Consider the following 18,098-nt stretch of genomic DNA (forward strand, 5'->3'; position numbering starts at 1 on the left):
TCAGACATTGCCTCCCGGTACCGGCGCACCCTCAGCAATCAGGTCGCGCTTTTGCAGTTCGCGCCAGAATTCAGCCGGAATATCCTGCTCGAACCATTCTATATTGGATGAAAGTTGCTGTGCGTTGCGCGCGCCGGACACCACTGTAACGGACGCGGCATGCGCCAGCGGAAATTGCAGCGCAGCAGCCTGCAACGAGACGCCAAGCTCTTCGCATACATCATGGAGGGCATCGACCTTGGCCAGAATATCGGCTGGCGCATCCGCATAATTGAACTTGCGATTGCCCGCCAGAATGCCGGAATTGAAAACACCCGCCATAACGATGGCAACGCCGCGTGTGGCACATGTGTTCAGGAAATCGAGGCTGCTCTGTTCAAGCAACGTGTAGCGTCCAGCCAGCATCGCAACGTCGATGTCGAAAACTTCCATTGCGCTGCGAACGACTTCCCATTCATTGACACCAAGGCCGACGGCACCTGTGGAGCCCTCTTCACGCAGCCTGGCCAAGGCCTTGAAACCGCCGCCGGATGTCAATTGGTCCCAGTAATGCTGATGCTTGTCGCCATGCGTAAAGGGACCAATATCGTGAATGTAGAGAATATTCGGCTTCAGAATGCCAAGTCTTTGCTGGCTCGCCTCGAAAGAGCGTAGAATGCCATCGTGGGAATAATCATAGACCGGACGGAAGGGTAGGGGTGCAATATAAGCGTCCTCTTCCGGTCCTACCGTTTCATCCGGCACCATGACACGGCCCACCTTGGTGCTGATCGTATAATCTTTACGCTCATGCTCGGTGACCATCGTACCCAGTCGACGTTCGGAACGGGTATAGCCGTAAAACGGCGCGGTATCGAAATAACGTATGCCGTGCTGCCAGGCCGTATCAAAAGCACCCTTGGATTCCTCATAGGGCGTGACGCGATAAAGGTTGNCCATCTGGGCACAGCCGAGCCCCATCAGCGTGACCTCGACCTCACAACGGGGCAGCTTGCGTTTATCGGAAACTTTCATCGCGGACACTTTCGAAAACTCAGTGTTGGTATGAATGATCGCGACAGGTCGCGATCATCCTAATAATCCAATTGTACTCTCTCCCACCATGCTCGCATTTGGCCCGAGCATGACGAAGAGCAGATATCAATAAAGAACGTTCTTCGCTTCCGGCTTGTCGATGTTGTCTTTGGTCACCACCACGACGCCGGTATCAACGAACTTTTCGACCTTTTCCTTGGCGATCAGCTTGGACACGGTCTGTACGCCCAGTTCACCCATCTGATAGGAGCCCTGAACCACGATGCCGGACAAAGTGCCGTCCTTGACGAAGCCCTGAAGGTCCTGATTGCCGTCNAAACCGATGGCGACAACCTTGCCCGCCTTGCCGGATTGCGCAAGCGCACGACCGACGCCAATGGCAGTGGGTTCATTCGCACCAAAGATGCCCTTGAGATCGGAGTTGGCCGCCAGAACGTCGGTCGTCTGGTTAAGCGCCGTCGCCATCTGCGACTGCGAATAATAGGGGCCGACGATCTGGAGCTTGGAATTCGCCTTGATGTAATCCGTGAAACCGCCAACACGGCCGATTTCGGAACCGGCACCGGCGACGTAGGACATAACGGCGATCTTGCCTTCCTTACCAACCTTTTCGATCAGTGCCTGGGCTGCCAGTTCACCGGCCTTTTTATTGTCGGTTGCGAGGAAGGACTGGTAATATTGCTCGGCACCCTTGGCGAGTTGCGAATCTACGATAACCACGGGGATGCGGGCTTCCCAGGCCTTTTTCACGGCAGGAACCAGCGCGTCAGGATCGGAAGGGGCTAGAACAATGCCTGCGACCTTACGGTTGACGGCATTTTCCACCATGTTGACCTGATCGGCGATGGCCGATTCCGAGGCCGGACCCTGGAAGGTCATAGTGTTGCCCTTGGAGTCCTTGATCGCGGCATCCGCACCCTTCTGGACGTTCTGCCAGAAGGTGGAATTCACGGTCTTGACGATGACGGCGATTTCACCGGCCTGAACAGCGGAAACGCTCCACAGCGCAATCACCGATGTCAAAAGAGCAGTCGTAAGCNTTTTCATGTTTTCCTCCATTGTGCCGGCGCAGCGATATCTCCTCGTCGCCGTGCCGGTTTCCCGCGGAAAAGGTCCGCACCCCTATAGATCATCGGCGGTTGCGCAGCTGGTCGATCCAGACCGTGCCGAGAATAACCAGACCGATGATAATCTGCTGCGTGAAGGCCGAAACGCCGTTCATGTTGAGGCCATTGCGCAAAATACCGATGACGAAGGCGCCGATAGCGGTGCCAGAAATCGTGCCGACACCGCCAATCAGCGATGTGCCACCAATGACGGCACTGGCGATGGCATCGAGCTCATACATAACACCCTCGTTCGGCTGCGCCGTGACAAGGCGGGACATCAGCACGCAGCCGGTCAAACCCGCCAGCGTGCCAGACAACACATAGGTAAAGTTGGTGACGCGGGCCACGTTGACGCCGGACAGCCGCGCGGCTTCCGCATTCGAGCCTACCGCATAGATGTGTCGTCCCAGTACAGAGCGGTTCAGCATGAAGGAAACGGCAATCGCGATCACGATCATCAGAATGACCGGGTAGGGAATGCCGGGAAATACCACATTCGGAAACCCGTCATCGCCAATGTTGACGATGCGAAACAAAGCGCCGTTGCCAAGTTCGCCAAAGGACTCGCCAAGGCCGGACACGGCCCGCGCACCGGTGATTTGCAGAGCGACACCGCGAGCGATCAGCATCATGCCGAGTGTTGCGATGAACGGCGGCAGCTTGAAGCGCGTGACCAGCAGGCCATTGATAAGGCCGCACAGAGAACCCGTCAAAATGCCGAAGAACATGCCAACCGGCACCGGCATGCCCAGCTCTTTTACCGCAAGAGCTGCGACCACACCTGCCAGCGCCAGCACCGAGCCCACCGAAAGATCAATGCCGCCAGTGATGATAACGCAGGTCGCGCCGATGCCGAGCAGGGCAATCGACGTCACCTGCAAGGCAATCGTCATGGCATTGTTGACGGTGAAGAACGCATTGCTGGTGGCTGAAAACACGATCGTCAGAAGCACCAGACTGCCGAGCGCGGCAAATTTCTGGATGATATCCTTCTGCCGGTCGCTGAAGGAAAAACGCTTGGGTGTTTCTGGACTAACCGACATGTCTATCTCCGCTGCTATAGCCGGAGGCATAGCGCATGATTTCTTCCTGATTGGTCTTTGCCGTTTCCAGAATTCCGGTAATTCTGCCTTCGTGGAAAACCGCAATCCTGTCCGTCAATCCCAGCACCTCCGGCAATTCGGAGCTGATGAGAATGACGCCGATACCCTTGGCAGCCAGTTCGTCCATGATTTGGTAGATCGCGAACTTCGCCCCAACATCGATGCCGCGCGTCGGCTCATCGAAGAACAGAACGCGAGACTGGCGAAACAGCCATTTACCGATAATGATCTTCTGCTGGTTGCCGCCGGACAAAAGCCGCACCGTCTGCTTGATGGAGGGTGTGCGGATGTTCAAAAGGTCGACGTAGCGCTTGGCAACCTCGTCATGTTTCTTGAAATCGATCAGTCCGAAACGGCTGGAGACGGCCTCCATATTGGCCAATGACGTATTGGCGGCCACCGACATCTTGATGGCAAGACCATCGGTCTTCCGATCTTCTGAGAGATACGCGATGCCGTTTTCAATCGCATCCTGTGGCGACTTGATGGACAGGGTACGTCCCTCGAAAGTAACCGTTCCCGCGTCAAAGGCATCGGCTCCGAAAATAGCCCGCGCCACCTCGGTGCGACCGGCGCCCATCAAACCTGCGAACCCTAAGATTTCCCCACGCCGAAGCTCGAAACTGACATCGTGAAACACGCCGGTGCGTGTCAGCCCCTCAACCGCGNAAATCACCTCATCGGTTGGCCTGGATGTTCGCTCTGGAAACTTTTCCTCGAGCGACCGGCCCACCATTCGCGTGACGATATCGTCAACCGTAACAGCCTTGAAATCATCGGTCGAGATATGACGGCCGTCGCGCAAAACGGTCACGCGGTCAACGATCTCTGCCATCTCGTCCAGCCGGTGCGAGATATAGACGATGCCGACGCCTGATGCCTTGAGATCGCGGATGACCTTGAACAAGAGCCGCGTTTCCTGCTCCGTCAATGATGACGTCGGCTCGTCCATGATCAGGACTTCGGCATCGAGCGACAGTGCCTTTGCGATCTCTACCATCTGACATTGGGCGACAGATAGGCCGCGCACCAGCTGGTCAGGGTTGAGATCGACGCCGAGCCGGTCGAGACAGCGTTTAGCGTCAGTGCGCAACTTCTTGCGGTCAACCAGAAATGCTCTCTTCGGCTCTCGAGCCAGATAGATGTTTTCGGCGATACTCAAATGCGGAACGAGGTTCAGTTCCTGATGAATGATGGCAATGCCGGCCGCCTCCGATTCCAGCGGCGAGGCATACTGAACTTTTTGCCCTTTGTGCAAAATCGTGCCGCTCGTCGGCTGGTACACACCGCTGACGATCTTCATCAGCGTCGANTTTCCAGCGCCANTTTCACCGCAGACGGCATGAACCTCGCCTGAACGCAGATCGAAATGCACGTCACTCAGCGCTTTAACGCCTGGGAACTCCTTGCTGATATTGTCCAGCCGTAGCAGAACGTGGCCATGCTCACGCACGGCGGCGGCGTCCACAATTCTGTTCTGAGCAGTCGATGCGCCGTGCGACATCCAGATCCTCCCGATAGCGCCCTAACTCCACCCAAGGCGCTGCGAATAGGAGAGATGGTTAGGCCGCATTTTCATCTTGGTCAAGCCAATTTTGGAATGTGGTGGAGATGAGTGTCATTTGATATTGATCAATCNAAAGAAATATCTAAAATTATATCACATTTTCAATGCTATAAACATTATCTTGCGTCTGTTTGACGTTGAGGATACGGTAAGGCCAAATCTTAGGAAGTGCGCCATTCGCGCAGAACTCATATGAATGGTCAGGCCAAAATTATGGAGCCGCGCAGGCTTTATCAGCAGATTGCAGATCAGATCCGCGAATTGATCGAGAGCGGAGAATTTCAGACGGGTTCGCGGCTTCCGCCGGAGCGTGAGCTGGCACAACGGCTTGGCGTCTCGCGCCCGTCTCTGCGCGAAGGGCTTATCGCACTGGAAATCGATGGAAGCGTCGAAATCCGCATGGGCTCCGGTGTCTACGTCCTACCCGAACCAGTGCAGTCAAGCACGCGAACCAAATCGCTTGGCGAAAGCCCGACGGAATTGATGCAGGCGCGGGCAGCGCTTGAAGGCACCACCATCGTGCTTGCCGCCAGTCGCATCGATGCGGACGCGCTGAAAACATTGCGGTCCACGCTAGATGCGATGCGCAATGAAATAGAGGCTGGACGCAAGCCTCTGGATCAAGACCGGCAGTTTCATATCATCATTGCCGAACAATCCGCCAACAGCGTCCTTGCCCGCCTCGTTGCAGATTTGTTCGATGAGCGTCACAGCCCGATGTCCGCACAGTTTCGGGTCAAATTCGAAGACAAGAACACCTGGACATTCGCCTTACAGGAGCATGAGGCTATTCTGGCTGCTCTGGAGGCGAAAGATCCATTACTGGCGCAATCGACAATGCATAGCCATCTTGACAGCTCCAGACGGAGATGGGTCGAGAATTAAAGACGACAAGCTCGAAAGAGCGGATTTTCGCGAGGAGGAGACCGCGTGACAGACATTTCAGAAGCCACCATTTTGCTCAACACAAGGGACAACGTCGCGGTTGCGCGTCGTTCCATTCAGCCCGGTGGTGCCACCGGTCGTGGAGAGTTGACTGCACTTGAGCTGATCGGGCGTGGGCACAAAGTGGCCCTCTCGACCATCAAAACCGGTCAGGATGTCATCAAATATGGTCAGATTATCGGTATCGCGACGCAGGACATCGAACCGGGTCGGCACGTTCACCTCCACAACCTGGCCATGGTGCCATCCGAGCACGCCCATCAATTCAGTGTCGATATCGAAGNAAAGGGCATGCTACCGCTGGATCAGCGCCGCACCTTTTTGGGCTTCGACCGCGGAGCAGGCGGTGTCGGCACACGCAACTACATCGGAATCATCGCCTCGGTAAACTGTTCCGCCACAGTGTCGCGCTACATAGCAGACTATTTCAACCGCGATGGCGGACTTGACGGTTTCGACAATATCGATGGCGTCGTGGCATTGACCCATGGCACCGGCTGTGCGCTCAACGCCAAGTCGGAAGGCTACAGACTGTTGATCCGCACCATCCAGGGCTACGCTCGGCACCCTAACTTCGGCGGCATCCTGTTGATCGGGCTAGGCTGTGAAACCAACCAGATTGCACCGATCCTCGAACACTACAAGATGGAAGAGGGCGAACGCCTTCGTACCATGACCATTCAGCAGCATGGCGGCACACGGAAAACCATCGAGGCGGCAATTGCCCAGATCAAGGATATGCTGCCCGTCGTCAATGCTGCAAAGAGGACGGAACAGCCATTGTCGGCCCTGAAGGTTGCCTTGGAATGCGGCGGTTCGGATGGTTACTCCGGTATTTCCGCCAATCCAGCCCTGGGTTATGCCTCAGATCTCATCGTCCAGAACGGCGGCACGACCGTGCTGGCGGAAACGCCCGAAATCTACGGTGCCGAACACCTCCTTACACGCCGTGCCATTACCCCGGCAGTCGCTGAAAAACTTCTGCAGCGCATCGATTGGTGGCGGGATTATACCGCTCGTAATGGTGACGAGTTGAACAACAATCCCTCCCACGGCAACAAGCTGGGAGGTCTGACCACGATCCTCGAGAAGTCACTGGGTGCTGTCGCAAAAGGCGGCTCCATGCCGCTGAAAGCCGTCTACGAATTTGCCGAAACTGTCACGGAACCCGGNTTTGTCTTCATGGACACGCCTGGCTATGATCCGGTCGCCGTCACAGGCCAGGTAGCAGGCGGCTGTAACGTCATCTGCTTCACCACCGGTCGTGGCTCCGTCTCGGGCTTCAAACCTTCGCCGTGCATCAAGATTGCCACCAACACCGAAATGTACGAACACATGAAGGAAGATATGGACATCAACTGCGGTGAGATCGTTACCGGTCGTGAGACCATTGAGGAATCCGGCAAAAGAATCTTCGAGCACATCATCGCTGTCGCATCAGGCGATAAAACCGTGAGCGAGATTTATGACTACGGCGATAATGAATTCGTGCCGTGGCAGGTCGGGGCTGTTACTTGAGCATGTGTCCCACGTGAAACATGAAGCCCTAGCATAAGCTCAAAAGCACCCTTATGGATAAGGACCGGGAGGTTCTACACCCTCCCGGCCGAGCTCGTTAATGCTTGAAATGACGCATGCCTGTGAACACCATAGTGACATTATGCTCGTTCGCCGCGTCGATCACATCCTGATCCCGCATCGAACCACCGGGCTGAATAACCGCTGTCGCACCAGCGGAGATCGCGGCGAGCAAGCCGTCTGCAAAGGGATAGAACGCCTCGGACGCAACCGCGGAACCTTTGGTCAGTGGCTCGGCAAGCCCCATCGCCTTGGCAGCGTCTTCAGCCTTCTGGGCCGCGATTCGCGCTGAATCGATGCGGCTCATCTGGCCAGCACCGATGCCTGCCGTCTGGCCGTCCTTGGCATAGATCACCGCGTTGGATTTCACATGCTTGGCAATCTTAAAGGCGAACTTCATATCTTCAAGCTCTTGCGCTGTCGGTGCGCGGTTGGTTACGACCTTAAGGTCGAGATCTTCGACCATGCCATTGTCACGGCTCTGGACCAGAAGACCACCGGATACGGTTTTCGCCGTAATACCAGCAGCGCGCGCATCTGGTAGACCACCGGCTGACAGAAGACGCAGGTTCGGCTTGCGAGCAACGATCAGCTTGGCTTCTTCGGTTACATCAGGTGCAATGATGACTTCGGTGAAAAGCTGGATGATTTCTTCAGCGGTTTCAGCATCCAGCGTGCGGTTCATGGCAATCACGCCACCGAAAGCAGAGACGGGGTCACAGGCCAGCGCACGCTTGTAGGCATCCAGCAAGGTGGTCCCCGTTGCAACACCGCATGGATTTGCATGCTTGATGATGGCGACGGCTGGTGCATTCTCGGGCAGGAATTCTGCGACCAGCTCGTAAGCAGCATCGGTATCATTGATATTGTTGTAGGAAAGTTGCTTGCCCTGCAGAAGCGTGGCCGTCGCAACACCGGGGCGCTTGTCTCCGGTCAGATAGAAGCCAGCACTCTGATGCGGATTTTCGCCGTAACGCATCTTTTCCTTCAGCACGCCGCCAATCGCGCGGTAGTGCGGCGTCTCGATGGAGAGCGCTTCGGCAAACCAGTTGGAAATAACCGCATCATACGCTGCGGTGCGCGCATAAGCCTTGGCAGCGAAACACTGGCGCAGCGCATAGCTCGTCTGACCGTCTTCGGCCTGCAATGCTTCCAGCAATTCTGGATAATCGCTTGGATCGGTCACCACAGTGACATAGGCGTGGTTCTTGGCCGATGCGCGGATCATGGCAGGACCGCCAATATCGATANTTTCTACCGTCGTCGGATAATCGCCACCCTTGGCGCGGACCTCTTCGAACGGATAAAGATTGATAACGGACAGATCGATGGCTTCGATACCGTGCGCCTGCATGGCTCTCACATGTTCGGCATCATCTCGGATCGCCAGCAGGCCACCATGGACATTGGGGTGCAACGTCTTGACACGGCCATCCATGATCTCAGGAAATTGAGTGATATCAGAAACGTCAGTGACCGGAAGACCTGCATCGGCAATGGTCTTCGACGTGCCACCTGTCGACAGAAGTTTCACGCCCAGCTTGACCAGAGCGCCCGCCAGCTCGACGATGTCAGTCTTGTCGGAGACCGAAAGCAGCGCAGTGCGGATTTTGACTTTGTCGGGAGCGGGAATTTTCTTGGAAACGACGGCCATTAAGACAACTCCGTAATGCGGAAAAGAGAAGCCGGTGAGCTAACCATCCGGCGGTTGCCGTCGCGTTAGCACAGCTTTACGTATTAATAAACATGGGGAGACGGAAGACGCCGATGCTACGGCGTCTTTTCGATAATCCAACGAACATCGACTGTGTCAGGAGGGTTGAACGAGATTTCGATCTGTTGCGAAGGACGAATGCCTGAGGCATCCGCCATGAATACGTCTTCCGCAATTGTAACAATTTGCCCGGGCGCGGNAAACACCCAGCCTGTACCATCGACTGCGGTCATCAAAACGGATTCGTCATTCAGCTGAACCAACTCTATGGAAGGGTGAATGTGGAAACGCGACACGGCATCAAGGCGTTCTATGGTTCTTTTCTTACCATCTTGAGATGGCTGAATGCTATCGCGGCCCTTAATCTTGGTTCCTGTAACATTCAGTTCCAGTTCGCGCTCGTGTATATATCCGAATTGCTTGAGATACCCATCGTGAGATGTCACCAGCACGTCGGCACCCTTGTCATCCATATGTCGCTCGATGTTTACGTCCGTCACACCCGGTATGACGATAGGCCCGATAAGCCTTGAGCGCGAGAGGCGTGAAGACGAGGTGTCATCGAGGGTCACTGTAGAATGCGCTGCTGTTGAACGGCTTGCGCGCCTAAAATCTGTGGCGGCATNGGGTGGAAAACCTGAGTTGACGATGAACCGGTTTCGAACCGAAGACAGCTCGAAGGACAGGCATCCACAATGCGCGCCCTTTGAAAGCTCAAGTGTCTGGGGAAGACCGGTGTCTACGATGACGACAGTCGATCCCGCCGATAACCGTTGATAGGCGATATCAGGCATCGCGCGAGAAGGCCGGCCGGATGTCTCATCGTATCGCAACACGGAAGCCAGTTCATTGGCAAGCGTAACCGTCGCACCGTTGAAGAGCGCCAGATCACCATCCTGATGACGAAAGAACCGGATGGCAGGAAACATGCGATCAATCGCAGGAACGAGGCCGGGCGGTACGTCATGTCCGAGATTGATATAGCTTTGTCGCAGCGGCAGCAGATCCAGCAGAAGGTCCAGCATCACACGTGGGTTGCGCGACACGTGTCCGCCATCCGGCAACACTTGCCGCTCCAACTCACGGTCAAGTTTCATGCCATGACGTGCAATATTTACCGCTCTATTCGGCAGTGAAATCGATGCGACAGCCAAGGCTATCCGGATTTTCAAGCGGATTTCACCATCAGGCGCATATTTTGCGATGAGGCTGAGATACCGCACGTGGTACCCAAGGCTTTTCAGAAAGCGGCGATAGAAGCCAGCATCTGCATTCTGTAGAATGACCGGAGAATGCGATAGCCAGGAAATCAGCCTTTGTGCCACAATTTCCGGGGTCCAGGCGACCCCTTTGATCCTTCGCCCATGAAGGGCAATCCAGTCTGACACCAGAAGCCTGGAGCGAGCGCAGGCCTCATCCGATTTGCTGGCGCGGACGTGCCGCAACCAGCCAAATGCGTGAAGCCTCTCTTCGAAAGCTGCCGATGGCAGATCGAGCGAGAAAGGGGATGCCCCGCCCGTTTCCAGAACGCGTCCAGCGAGCGCGATACGCCCCTTGACCAATTCCTGCGCGACATAGGGGTCGACCGCGCGCAAATCCGTAGGTGCTGCAACCAGACCACTGGGAACACGTTCGGCAAATCTCAGAAAACGGAGACGCGACGGCGCAATGCCGATCATGGCACGGTTTCTAAATATCCGTATAAAAAGCCCCGCAACACTCAAGTTGCTTTTCAGGGATGTAACCAAACTTGCGTTTCCCGCCCGCCCGAAGACGTGTTCTGGTTCAGTATCTCAGCTGGAAATCATCGTTGATTTTCGTGCTAAGACGCCGATTGAAAGCGACCTTTATGCAGCTGAACGTCCGCACCGCCCTTGGGAAAGGACGCCATATTGCGATTGCGACATCGATCAATATTTCAGGAAAAGCTTCATATTTTGTAAACGATCCAAATCCGGCATGACCAACGTAGATCATTCAAGATGTGAATCCGGCTCAAGGTTTAATGTCTGGCTAAAAATGCTTATGTCAAACGCAGAACCGCAGCATAAAAGCCGTCAACGCCGCCAAACATATCCGGCGTCGTACGCAGATCTCCGATATCATTGATAGCAGCTTCCAAGCCAGGAAACTGGGCTTTAGCAGTTGGAACACGCTGCAAGGAAGGTTCACTCGCGAGAACCTTCGCCACCATCTCCTCACCCTCGGACGGATCGAGCGAGCAGTTTGAGAACACGATCATGCCGCCGGGCTTGACCATGGTCATGGCGTGGCGAAGCATCTGTTCTTGCAGGGCTGCGAGCTTGGCGATATCTCGCTCATCCTTGGTCCAGCACACGTCCGGGTGCTTGCGCAAAGTTCCGGTGGAAGAGCAGGGCGCATCCAAAAGCACAGCATCGAACAAAACATCGGGCTGAAATTTCAGCATATTGCTTTCGATCGTCTCGGCTTTCAGCTTTAGTCGATCGAGATTTTCACGGAGCCGCTTCAGTCTGTTGCCGGATTGATCAAGCGCAGTAACATCCGCACCGGCAAGGATAAGCTGTGCTGTCTTGCCGCCAGGCGCGGCACAGAGATCAGCCACGCGTTTGCCCCTCAGGTCACCCATCAACCGCACCGGCAAGCTGGCAGAAAAGTCCTGCACCCACCATTCACCATCGGAGAAGCCATCCAGTCCGGAGACGGATCCCTCGAAAGAGCCAAGTCGAACGCTGCCATTGGGCATAACGATACCGTTCAACTTTTCAGCCCAATGATCGGGATTGGANTTTACAGTAACATCAATGACAGATGGCACAAGCTGCGCCTCGGCCATACGCTCCGCAGCGTCNTTTCCATAAATCTTGACCAGACGGTTGTAAAACCAGCTTGGCAAAACTGGCACTGCACTCACCGCCTGCAAAACATCGTCTTTTTCACGTCCCAAACGCCGCAAGACAGCATTGACGAGTTTTACGAAGCGCTTATTTCTTGGATCGCGATGTGCTTGCTCCACCGCCAGATCGACAGCCGAATGGTCCGGAATATCGAGATAAAGCATCTGAGTGACACCAACGACGAAAACATGGTGCAATGACCGCGCTCCCTGTGGCAAAGGCCCATCCAGAAGCATTGCGAGAACTGCTTCGATACGTGGGAGATGTCTCAGCGAGGTGTTGACGATGGCACGCACCAGAGCACGGTCAGGAAGGCTCAGTGCCCGATAGGCAGGGTTGCCGTTCTCCGCATCCAGCATGCCATCCAGCGATGTCTTTTTGTCCAGCACCGCAGAGATGATCTTGACTGCAGCTACGCGAGCAGCGAGCCCTGGTTTCCAGTCGTCAGCGAAGGATGCCTCGTTGTTGTTTCCACCAGACGGCTTACGTTTATGATGTTTTGCCGGCGTGGCGGAGGAATTCGATGTCAAGACCAGGGACCTTTGCGCTCGTTTTGATCGCTTTTTCCNAAACCGGTGTTTGGAACAGAGCGTGATTTGCGAACCGCATTAGCATTTGTCGGCTGAGAGGTCGATGCCTGCGAGTAACCCTTCGACATGGCATGAAGCGCAGCGATCCGGTTGTTCGTATCGGGGTGTGTCGAAAACAGATTGTCCATCCGTTCGCCGGAGAGCGGGTTGATGATGAACATATGGGCTGTCGCCGGGTTTCTCTCGGCGTCGTCATTGTGGATTTGCTTGGCTGCACCGGCGATCTTTTGCAGAGCAGAGGCAAGCCACAACGGATTCCCACAAATCTCAGCACCGCGTCGATCAGCGGAATATTCACGTGTACGGCTAATTGCCATCTGCACCAGCATAGCAGCAAGCGGTGCGACGATCATCGCCACCAGCACACCTATGAAGCCAAGCGGATTGTTGTTTTCACGATTTCCACCAAAGAAGAAAGCGAAGTTGCCCAGCATTGAAATCGCACCGGCCAATGTGGCCGTGATGGTCATCGTCAATGTGTCGCGANTTTGAATATGGGCCAGCTCATGAGCCATGACGCCAGCCACTTCCTGCGGCGTCAGGCTTTCCATCAATCCGGTCGATGCTGCGACAGCTGCATTTTGCGGGTTGCGACCCGTCGCAAAAGCATTGGGTTGAGGACTATCATAGACGTAGACCTTCGGCATAGGCAGACCTGCATTGTGCGAAAGGTCCCGGATCATGGCGNAAAAATCCGGCGCATTACGTTCATCGACTTCTTGCGCCCGGTAGGCCTTCAGCACCATTTTATCTGAATTCCAATAGGAAAACAGGTTCATTCCAGCTGCGACGAGAAGAGCGATCATCATGCCGCCTGTGCCACCAATTAGAAAGCCGATGCCCATGAACAAAGCGGTCATGAACGCCAACAACATAGCCGTACGCATCAGGTTCATCTAAAATCTCCGATCAAAAGGCGAAATGACTTATCAAGTCATAGCAACTTCTATAATCTGGTTACGAACAAACGTATTTCAATATGCTGTCATAAGGCCTTGAGATCTATGCAAGACGCGTACAACGACAACAGTGGCGAAAATGAAAAGAAGCTGCCACCTGCGGCAGAGCGCGCGCTGAAGGAGGCTGAGGAGCGCCGCCGGATGGCAAAGGCGCTGGAATTGCCCGCAGAAACCGGCGGGAGAGGCGGCGCCGAACCCGTGCGTTTTGGTGACTATGAAATCAAGGGGCGAGCCATCGATTTTTGAGCGAGGCTGCCTAGGCCCCGCTTCTATAAAATACAATTTTATATTTAAAATCAGTTATTTACGACTATTTCTGTTCAAGAAGACGACACACGCCTTCCAGTTGTTCAAGCGTGCGGTAATTAATACGGATATGGCCGCCCGTTCCCTTGTGATTGATCTTAACGTCAAGCCCCAAAGCATCCGACAGCGTGCGCTCCAGCGCAACCGTATCGGAATCCTTTTCATGCTCCTCTCTGCGCGGTAGCGTAGGATTGAGCTGCATGTGGATATCAGCCTGGGCCAGACGTTCCGCGTCGCGAACGGACAGTCCTTTTGCGACAATGGAGCGTGCAAGGTTGATTGGGTCTGACGTCGAAACCAATGCCCTCGCGTGCCCGGCCGACAGGGAGCCCTGTGACAACATATCACGAACGGGTTCAGGCAGCTTCAGAAGACGCAAACTGTTGGCAACGTGGCTTCGACTCTTGCCAATAATCTCGCCGAGATCATTTTGCGTGTAGCCGTGTTCAGCGATCAGTTGGTCATACCCCATCGCCTCTTCCAGCGGATTGAGGTCAGAACGCTGAACGTTTTCAACAATTGCCAACTCAAGTGCGGTGCGATCATCGACATCACGGACAATCACTGGAACTTCGGTAAATCCTGCAAGTTGTGCTGCGCGCCAGCGACGTTCACCGGCAATGATCTCATAACGATCTTGGCTTGTTGTACGAACGACAACCGGCTGAACGATACCATGCTGACGAATCGAGGATGCGAGATCCTGAAGTTCGCTCTCATCGAAATGACGGCGCGGGTTACGCGCGCTACGGGCAATAAACTCAATTGGAATAGTACGGTCTGCATTCACCGCGCGTTGCGGTTCACCAACAGGAAGCGGTTGGTCCATTTCGCCAATCAAGGCTGCAAGACCACGTCCAAGACGGCGCTTCGAAAGATCATCACTCATATTCAACTCCACAATCACGCAGACGCGTTATTCATCGTACTCTGCGGTGTAATGCTTATTTCGTCGCTGTTTAGGCGGCTTTCCGTAAACGCTCGCGCTGAATAACTTCAGATGCCAATTGCAAGTACGCTTGGCTTCCAGCACATTTCAAATCGTATAATATGGCGGGCTTACCGTAGGAAGGCGCTTCAGACACACGGACATTCCGAGGAATGAGTGTGTGGTAAACCTTTTCGCCGAGATGCGTGCGGACGTCGTTGACGACCTGCTGAGCCAGATTGTTGCGGGAATCAAACATTGTCAGCACGATGCCCTGGATATCCAGAGTAGGGTTCACGGTACCACGTATCTGATTGACGGTGTCGAGCAACTGACTCAACCCTTCAAGCGCGAAGAACTCACACTGCAGCGGAACAAGCACGGAATGCGCTGCGGCCATCGCATTCATCGTCAAAAGGTTGAAAGAGGGCGGGCAGTCGACAAGAATATAGGAATAGGAGCGAGCATCATCGGCTTGCAAAGCGTTTCTCAGAAAAAAGACCCGATTGGCTGCATTCGCCACTTCCATCTCGAAACCAAGCAAATCCATCGTGGAGGCGACGATGTCCAGATTTGGGACAGCAGTCGGCACCGCGACTTCCGCGACGGAATTCGTACCGACTAATAAATCATAGGATGAAAGTTTACGAGATCGCCGATCAATACCCAAGCCCGTGCTTGCGTTGCCTTGAGGATCGAGATCCACAACCAGAACACGTTCACCAATTGCTGCAAGTGCCGTCGCAAGATTGATGGCAGTCGTTGTTTTACCGACGCCACCTTTCTGGTTTGCAATCGTAATTATCCGGNTTTTTTCGAACATAATGCCGCACCTGACTTGGTAAATCAGCTTCTCGAGGCAAGGTGACTAATCTCCAGAACTACGGAGCTCGCTTCGACGCTGCTCTGATGNTTTAACAGATCGAAATCCCAACGACCACGCGCTTTTTGCACCTCTGCCTCATAATCCCGGCCTTTGTTGAAATAGCAGCGCAAATTTTCGTTTTTGCGGTTCCAAGGCTCCACATACTCCAGCAATAAGTCCAGGTCGGCGAGTGCTCTCGCAGATATGACATCACAATTGGTTATAACCGCCGATGCCGCTTCAATGCGAACGGGATGTACTTTTCCCCGCGCGCCTGTTTCATTCAAAGCCACACGAAGAAACCCGGCCTTTTTCCTATTGCTCTCCACAAGATGAACCCAGCCTTCACCGAACTCAGCCATAAAAATTGCTGTAATAATTCCGGGAAATCCGCCCCCGCTCCCTAAATCGACCCAAATCTGGGGCTTGGGAGAGAGTTGGAAAATCTGAGCGCTGTCAGCAATGTGCCGCGACCACAATTCGCCGAGCGTGGAGGACGCGACCAGGTTCGTTGTCGCATTCCANTTTTTGAACAGATCGACAAAATGCTCAAGACGCTCTTGTGNTTCACGTGNAACACTTTGACCGTTTATCATCATATTAGGACTCGTTATAGCTGTGAGCGCAACTTTTGATTTTGCGTGGAAGTGCCCTTTTTGACGAGAGCGAGAATGAGTGAGATAGCCGCGGGGGTCATTCCGTCAACACGTCCGGCCTGAGATATGTTGGAAGGACGCGCTTTTTGAAGTTTTTGCTTCAGTTCATTCGACAGCCCCGACNAAATGGAGAAGTCAAAGTCTTCCGGAATTGTCCGATCCTCATCCCGTTTGATGTCAACTATATCAGCACTCTGACGCTGCATATAAACCGCGTAACTAGCCTCGATCTCAAGGACTTCCCCGACCTTACTGGAGATCTCATGAAATTCGGGCCACACTGTTTTGAGGCTTTCGAAGGTGATATCGGGGTAAGCGAGCAATTCGTATGCGGAACGCCTTTGCCCATCATGGTTCAATTTCAAACCATGCTTCGCCGCTTGGGTCGGGCTGATTGAGCTTTCTTTTAAAACAGAACGACTGTGCTCAAGTCCCTCGACAAAATTATTGAATCTTTGTCCTCTGGCTGTGCCAACGATACCAGCGTTTATTCCAAAAGGTGTTAAGCGCAGATCGGCATTGTCTACACGAAGCGACAGCCGATATTCGGCGCGTGACGTAAACATCCGATACGGTTCTGTCACACCTTTGGACGTCAAATCATCGATCATGACGCCAATGTAAGATTCAGTACGGCTAAAGTGCACCGGCTGNCCCCCACCTGCAAGAAGGGACGCGTTAAGACCTGCGACGAGACCCTGTGCCGCAGCTTCTTCATAGCCTGTCGTCCCATTGATCTGACCAGCGAGAAAAAGCCCCGGTATCTTACGGCACTCGAGCGAAGGTCGGAGTTCGCNGGGATCGACATAGTCATATTCAATGGCATAACCGGGCTGGATGATCCTGACACCTTCTAGCCCTGGGATTGCATGAATGAACATCTCTTGAACGCTAGCGGGAAGGGATGTCGAAATACCANTTGGATAAATTGTATCGTCATCTAATCCTTCGGGCTCGAGAAATATCTGATGTCCGTCGCGCTCGCCGAAACGAACGANTTTGTCCTCAATGGATGGGCAATATCGGGGACCGACACCTTCAATTTGCCCCGAATACATCGCCGATAAATGGATGNTTTCTTGGATGATTTTATGAGCGACCGGAGTTGTCCGCGTCACACCACATTCGATTTGCGGATTGACGATTTGATCAGTCATAAATGNAAATGGCACTGGATCGGCATCAGCACCCTGGCGTTCAACTGCGCTCCAGTCGATCGTCTTACCGTCAAGACGGGCAGGCGTACCCGTCTTCAGCCGGCCCATGTTCAAGCCTGCCCGGGTTAGGGTGTCGGACAGTCCAATGGAAGGTTTCTCGCCAACGCGGCCCGCCGGTATCTTTTCGGAACCGATATGAATGAGACCGCGTAAGAAAGTTCCGCTCGTCAAAACGACTGCTGCGCAAGGGATTCTGCGACCGTCGGACATGATGACTGCCGTGATGGCACCGTGCACTATCTCGATATCATAGGCATCGCCTTCGATGACAGTCAAATTTTTGATAATGCGAATTTCGTTCTGCATTGCTTCTCGATACAGACGACGATCAGCTTGGGTCCGAGGTCCCCGAACCGCAGGCCCTTTTTTGCGATTGAGCATTCGGAACTGGATGCCACCCGCATCGGCGACCCGACCCATCAGGCCATCGAGCGCATCAATTTCCCGTACAAGGTGACCTTTACCCAAACCACCGATTGCCGGGTTACAGGACATTACGCCAATGGTATCTTTGTTGTGCGTCAATAGAGCGGTCTTCGAACCATGACGCGCAGCGGCAGCCGCTGCTTCGCTTCCAGCGTGACCGCCACCAATTACAACGACATCATATGTCATTATAAATCTCTTTGCTTTTGACGCATCTCATCAGA

At 54.2% G+C, this 18,098-nt stretch carries 15 protein-coding genes; 3 read left to right on the forward strand and 12 right to left on the reverse strand.

The genetic code is table 11. The features are described 5' to 3' along the window. The 4 genes from CUC55_RS11745 to CUC55_RS11760 form a co-directional block, all read right to left on the reverse strand. Complete coding sequence (locus CUC55_RS11745) at window positions 1-1,014, reverse strand: aldo/keto reductase (protein ID WP_103087939.1); 1,014 nt, start codon at window positions 1,012-1,014, stop codon at window positions 1-3. Between the two features lie 126 nt (window positions 1,015-1,140). Then, the gene (locus CUC55_RS11750; protein ID WP_103088009.1) at window positions 1,141-2,082 is read right to left on the reverse strand and encodes an ABC transporter substrate-binding protein; all 942 of its coding nucleotides are present in this window, start codon (window positions 2,080-2,082) and stop codon (window positions 1,141-1,143) included. Between the two features lie 82 nt (window positions 2,083-2,164). Then, complete coding sequence (locus CUC55_RS11755) at window positions 2,165-3,187, reverse strand: ABC transporter permease (RefSeq protein WP_067646058.1); 1,023 nt, start codon at window positions 3,185-3,187, stop codon at window positions 2,165-2,167. Next, window positions 3,177-4,751 carry a sugar ABC transporter ATP-binding protein gene (locus tag CUC55_RS11760; RefSeq protein ID WP_245417744.1) on the reverse strand — a complete coding sequence of 525 codons (1,575 nt, stop codon included), beginning with the start codon at window positions 4,749-4,751 and terminating at the stop codon, window positions 3,177-3,179. Before CUC55_RS11760 ends, CUC55_RS11755 begins: the two co-directional genes overlap by 11 nt. Before the next feature lie 255 nt (window positions 4,752-5,006). Between CUC55_RS11760 and CUC55_RS11765 the strand changes: the two genes are divergently transcribed. Further along, window positions 5,007-5,699, forward strand: a complete 693-nt coding sequence (locus tag CUC55_RS11765) for a FadR/GntR family transcriptional regulator (protein ID WP_067646062.1) — start codon at window positions 5,007-5,009, stop codon at window positions 5,697-5,699. Between the two features lie 45 nt (window positions 5,700-5,744). Continuing rightward, window positions 5,745-7,277 (forward strand): UxaA family hydrolase, encoded by a 1,533-nt coding sequence (locus CUC55_RS11770; protein WP_103087940.1) that lies wholly within the window; start codon window positions 5,745-5,747, stop codon window positions 7,275-7,277. Between the two features lie 97 nt (window positions 7,278-7,374). Here CUC55_RS11770 and purH read toward each other — a convergent pair whose 3' ends face one another. The 4 genes from purH to htpX all read right to left on the reverse strand — a co-directional run bounded on the left by purH (window position 7,375) and on the right by htpX (window position 13,413). Next, window positions 7,375-8,991 (reverse strand): bifunctional phosphoribosylaminoimidazolecarboxamide formyltransferase/IMP cyclohydrolase, encoded by a 1,617-nt coding sequence (gene purH, locus CUC55_RS11775; RefSeq protein ID WP_103087941.1) that lies wholly within the window; start codon window positions 8,989-8,991, stop codon window positions 7,375-7,377. 116 nt (window positions 8,992-9,107) lie between these two features. Then, window positions 9,108-10,730, reverse strand: a complete 1,623-nt coding sequence (locus CUC55_RS11780; protein ID WP_103087942.1) for a heparinase II/III family protein — start codon at window positions 10,728-10,730, stop codon at window positions 9,108-9,110. A gap of 344 nt (window positions 10,731-11,074) precedes the next feature. Further along, entirely contained in the window at window positions 11,075-12,457 is a 1,383-nt protein-coding gene (locus tag CUC55_RS11785; RefSeq protein ID WP_103087943.1) for an RsmB/NOP family class I SAM-dependent RNA methyltransferase, read from the reverse strand. After that, a complete protein-coding gene (gene htpX / locus CUC55_RS11790) occupies window positions 12,454-13,413 on the reverse strand; it encodes a zinc metalloprotease HtpX (protein ID WP_103087944.1) in 960 nt (319 codons plus the stop codon). The genes CUC55_RS11785 and htpX overlap by 4 nt, the downstream gene beginning before the upstream one ends. Window positions 13,414-13,521: 108 nt before the next feature. Here htpX and CUC55_RS11795 point away from each other — a divergent pair, with 108 nt between their 5' ends. After that, on the forward strand, window positions 13,522-13,722 hold the full coding sequence (locus CUC55_RS11795) for a DUF1674 domain-containing protein (protein ID WP_067646075.1): 201 nt from the start codon (window positions 13,522-13,524) through the stop codon (window positions 13,720-13,722). A 64-nt stretch (window positions 13,723-13,786) separates the two neighbouring features. On the opposite strand, the gene CUC55_RS11800 is transcribed toward CUC55_RS11795, so the two are convergent. The 4 genes from CUC55_RS11800 to mnmG form a co-directional block, all read right to left on the reverse strand. Further along, a complete protein-coding gene (locus CUC55_RS11800) occupies window positions 13,787-14,671 on the reverse strand; it encodes a ParB/RepB/Spo0J family partition protein (protein ID WP_067646077.1) in 885 nt (294 codons plus the stop codon). Between the two features lie 70 nt (window positions 14,672-14,741). Further along, on the reverse strand, window positions 14,742-15,536 hold the full coding sequence (locus tag CUC55_RS11805; protein WP_103087945.1) for a ParA family protein: 795 nt from the start codon (window positions 15,534-15,536) through the stop codon (window positions 14,742-14,744). A 20-nt stretch (window positions 15,537-15,556) separates the two neighbouring features. Continuing rightward, window positions 15,557-16,174 (reverse strand): 16S rRNA (guanine(527)-N(7))-methyltransferase RsmG, encoded by a 618-nt coding sequence (rsmG, locus tag CUC55_RS11810; protein WP_103087946.1) that lies wholly within the window; start codon window positions 16,172-16,174, stop codon window positions 15,557-15,559. A gap of 11 nt (window positions 16,175-16,185) precedes the next feature. Further along, window positions 16,186-18,063 carry a tRNA uridine-5-carboxymethylaminomethyl(34) synthesis enzyme MnmG gene (gene mnmG / locus CUC55_RS11815; RefSeq protein WP_103087947.1) on the reverse strand — a complete coding sequence of 626 codons (1,878 nt, stop codon included), beginning with the start codon at window positions 18,061-18,063 and terminating at the stop codon, window positions 16,186-16,188. Window positions 18,064-18,098: the final 35 nt, after the last annotated feature.

The sequence above is a fragment of the Agrobacterium bohemicum genome, assembly GCF_002896715.1.
GTDB classification, from domain to species: domain Bacteria; phylum Pseudomonadota; class Alphaproteobacteria; order Rhizobiales; family Rhizobiaceae; genus Agrobacterium; species Agrobacterium bohemicum.

What these genes read in the sequence shown, in the direction of transcription:
- CUC55_RS11755 (WP_067646058.1), bottom strand. Translation starts at nt 3,187, where the DNA reads ATGTCGGTTAGTCCAGAAACACCCAAGCGTTTTTCCTTCAGCGACCGG.
- CUC55_RS11765 (WP_067646062.1), top strand. Translation starts at nt 5,007, where the DNA reads ATGAATGGTCAGGCCAAAATTATGGAGCCGCGCAGGCTTTATCAGCAG.
- CUC55_RS11795 (WP_067646075.1), top strand. Translation starts at nt 13,522, where the DNA reads ATGCAAGACGCGTACAACGACAACAGTGGCGAAAATGAAAAGAAGCTG.
- CUC55_RS11800 (WP_067646077.1), bottom strand. Translation starts at nt 14,671, where the DNA reads ATGAGTGATGATCTTTCGAAGCGCCGTCTTGGACGTGGTCTTGCAGCC.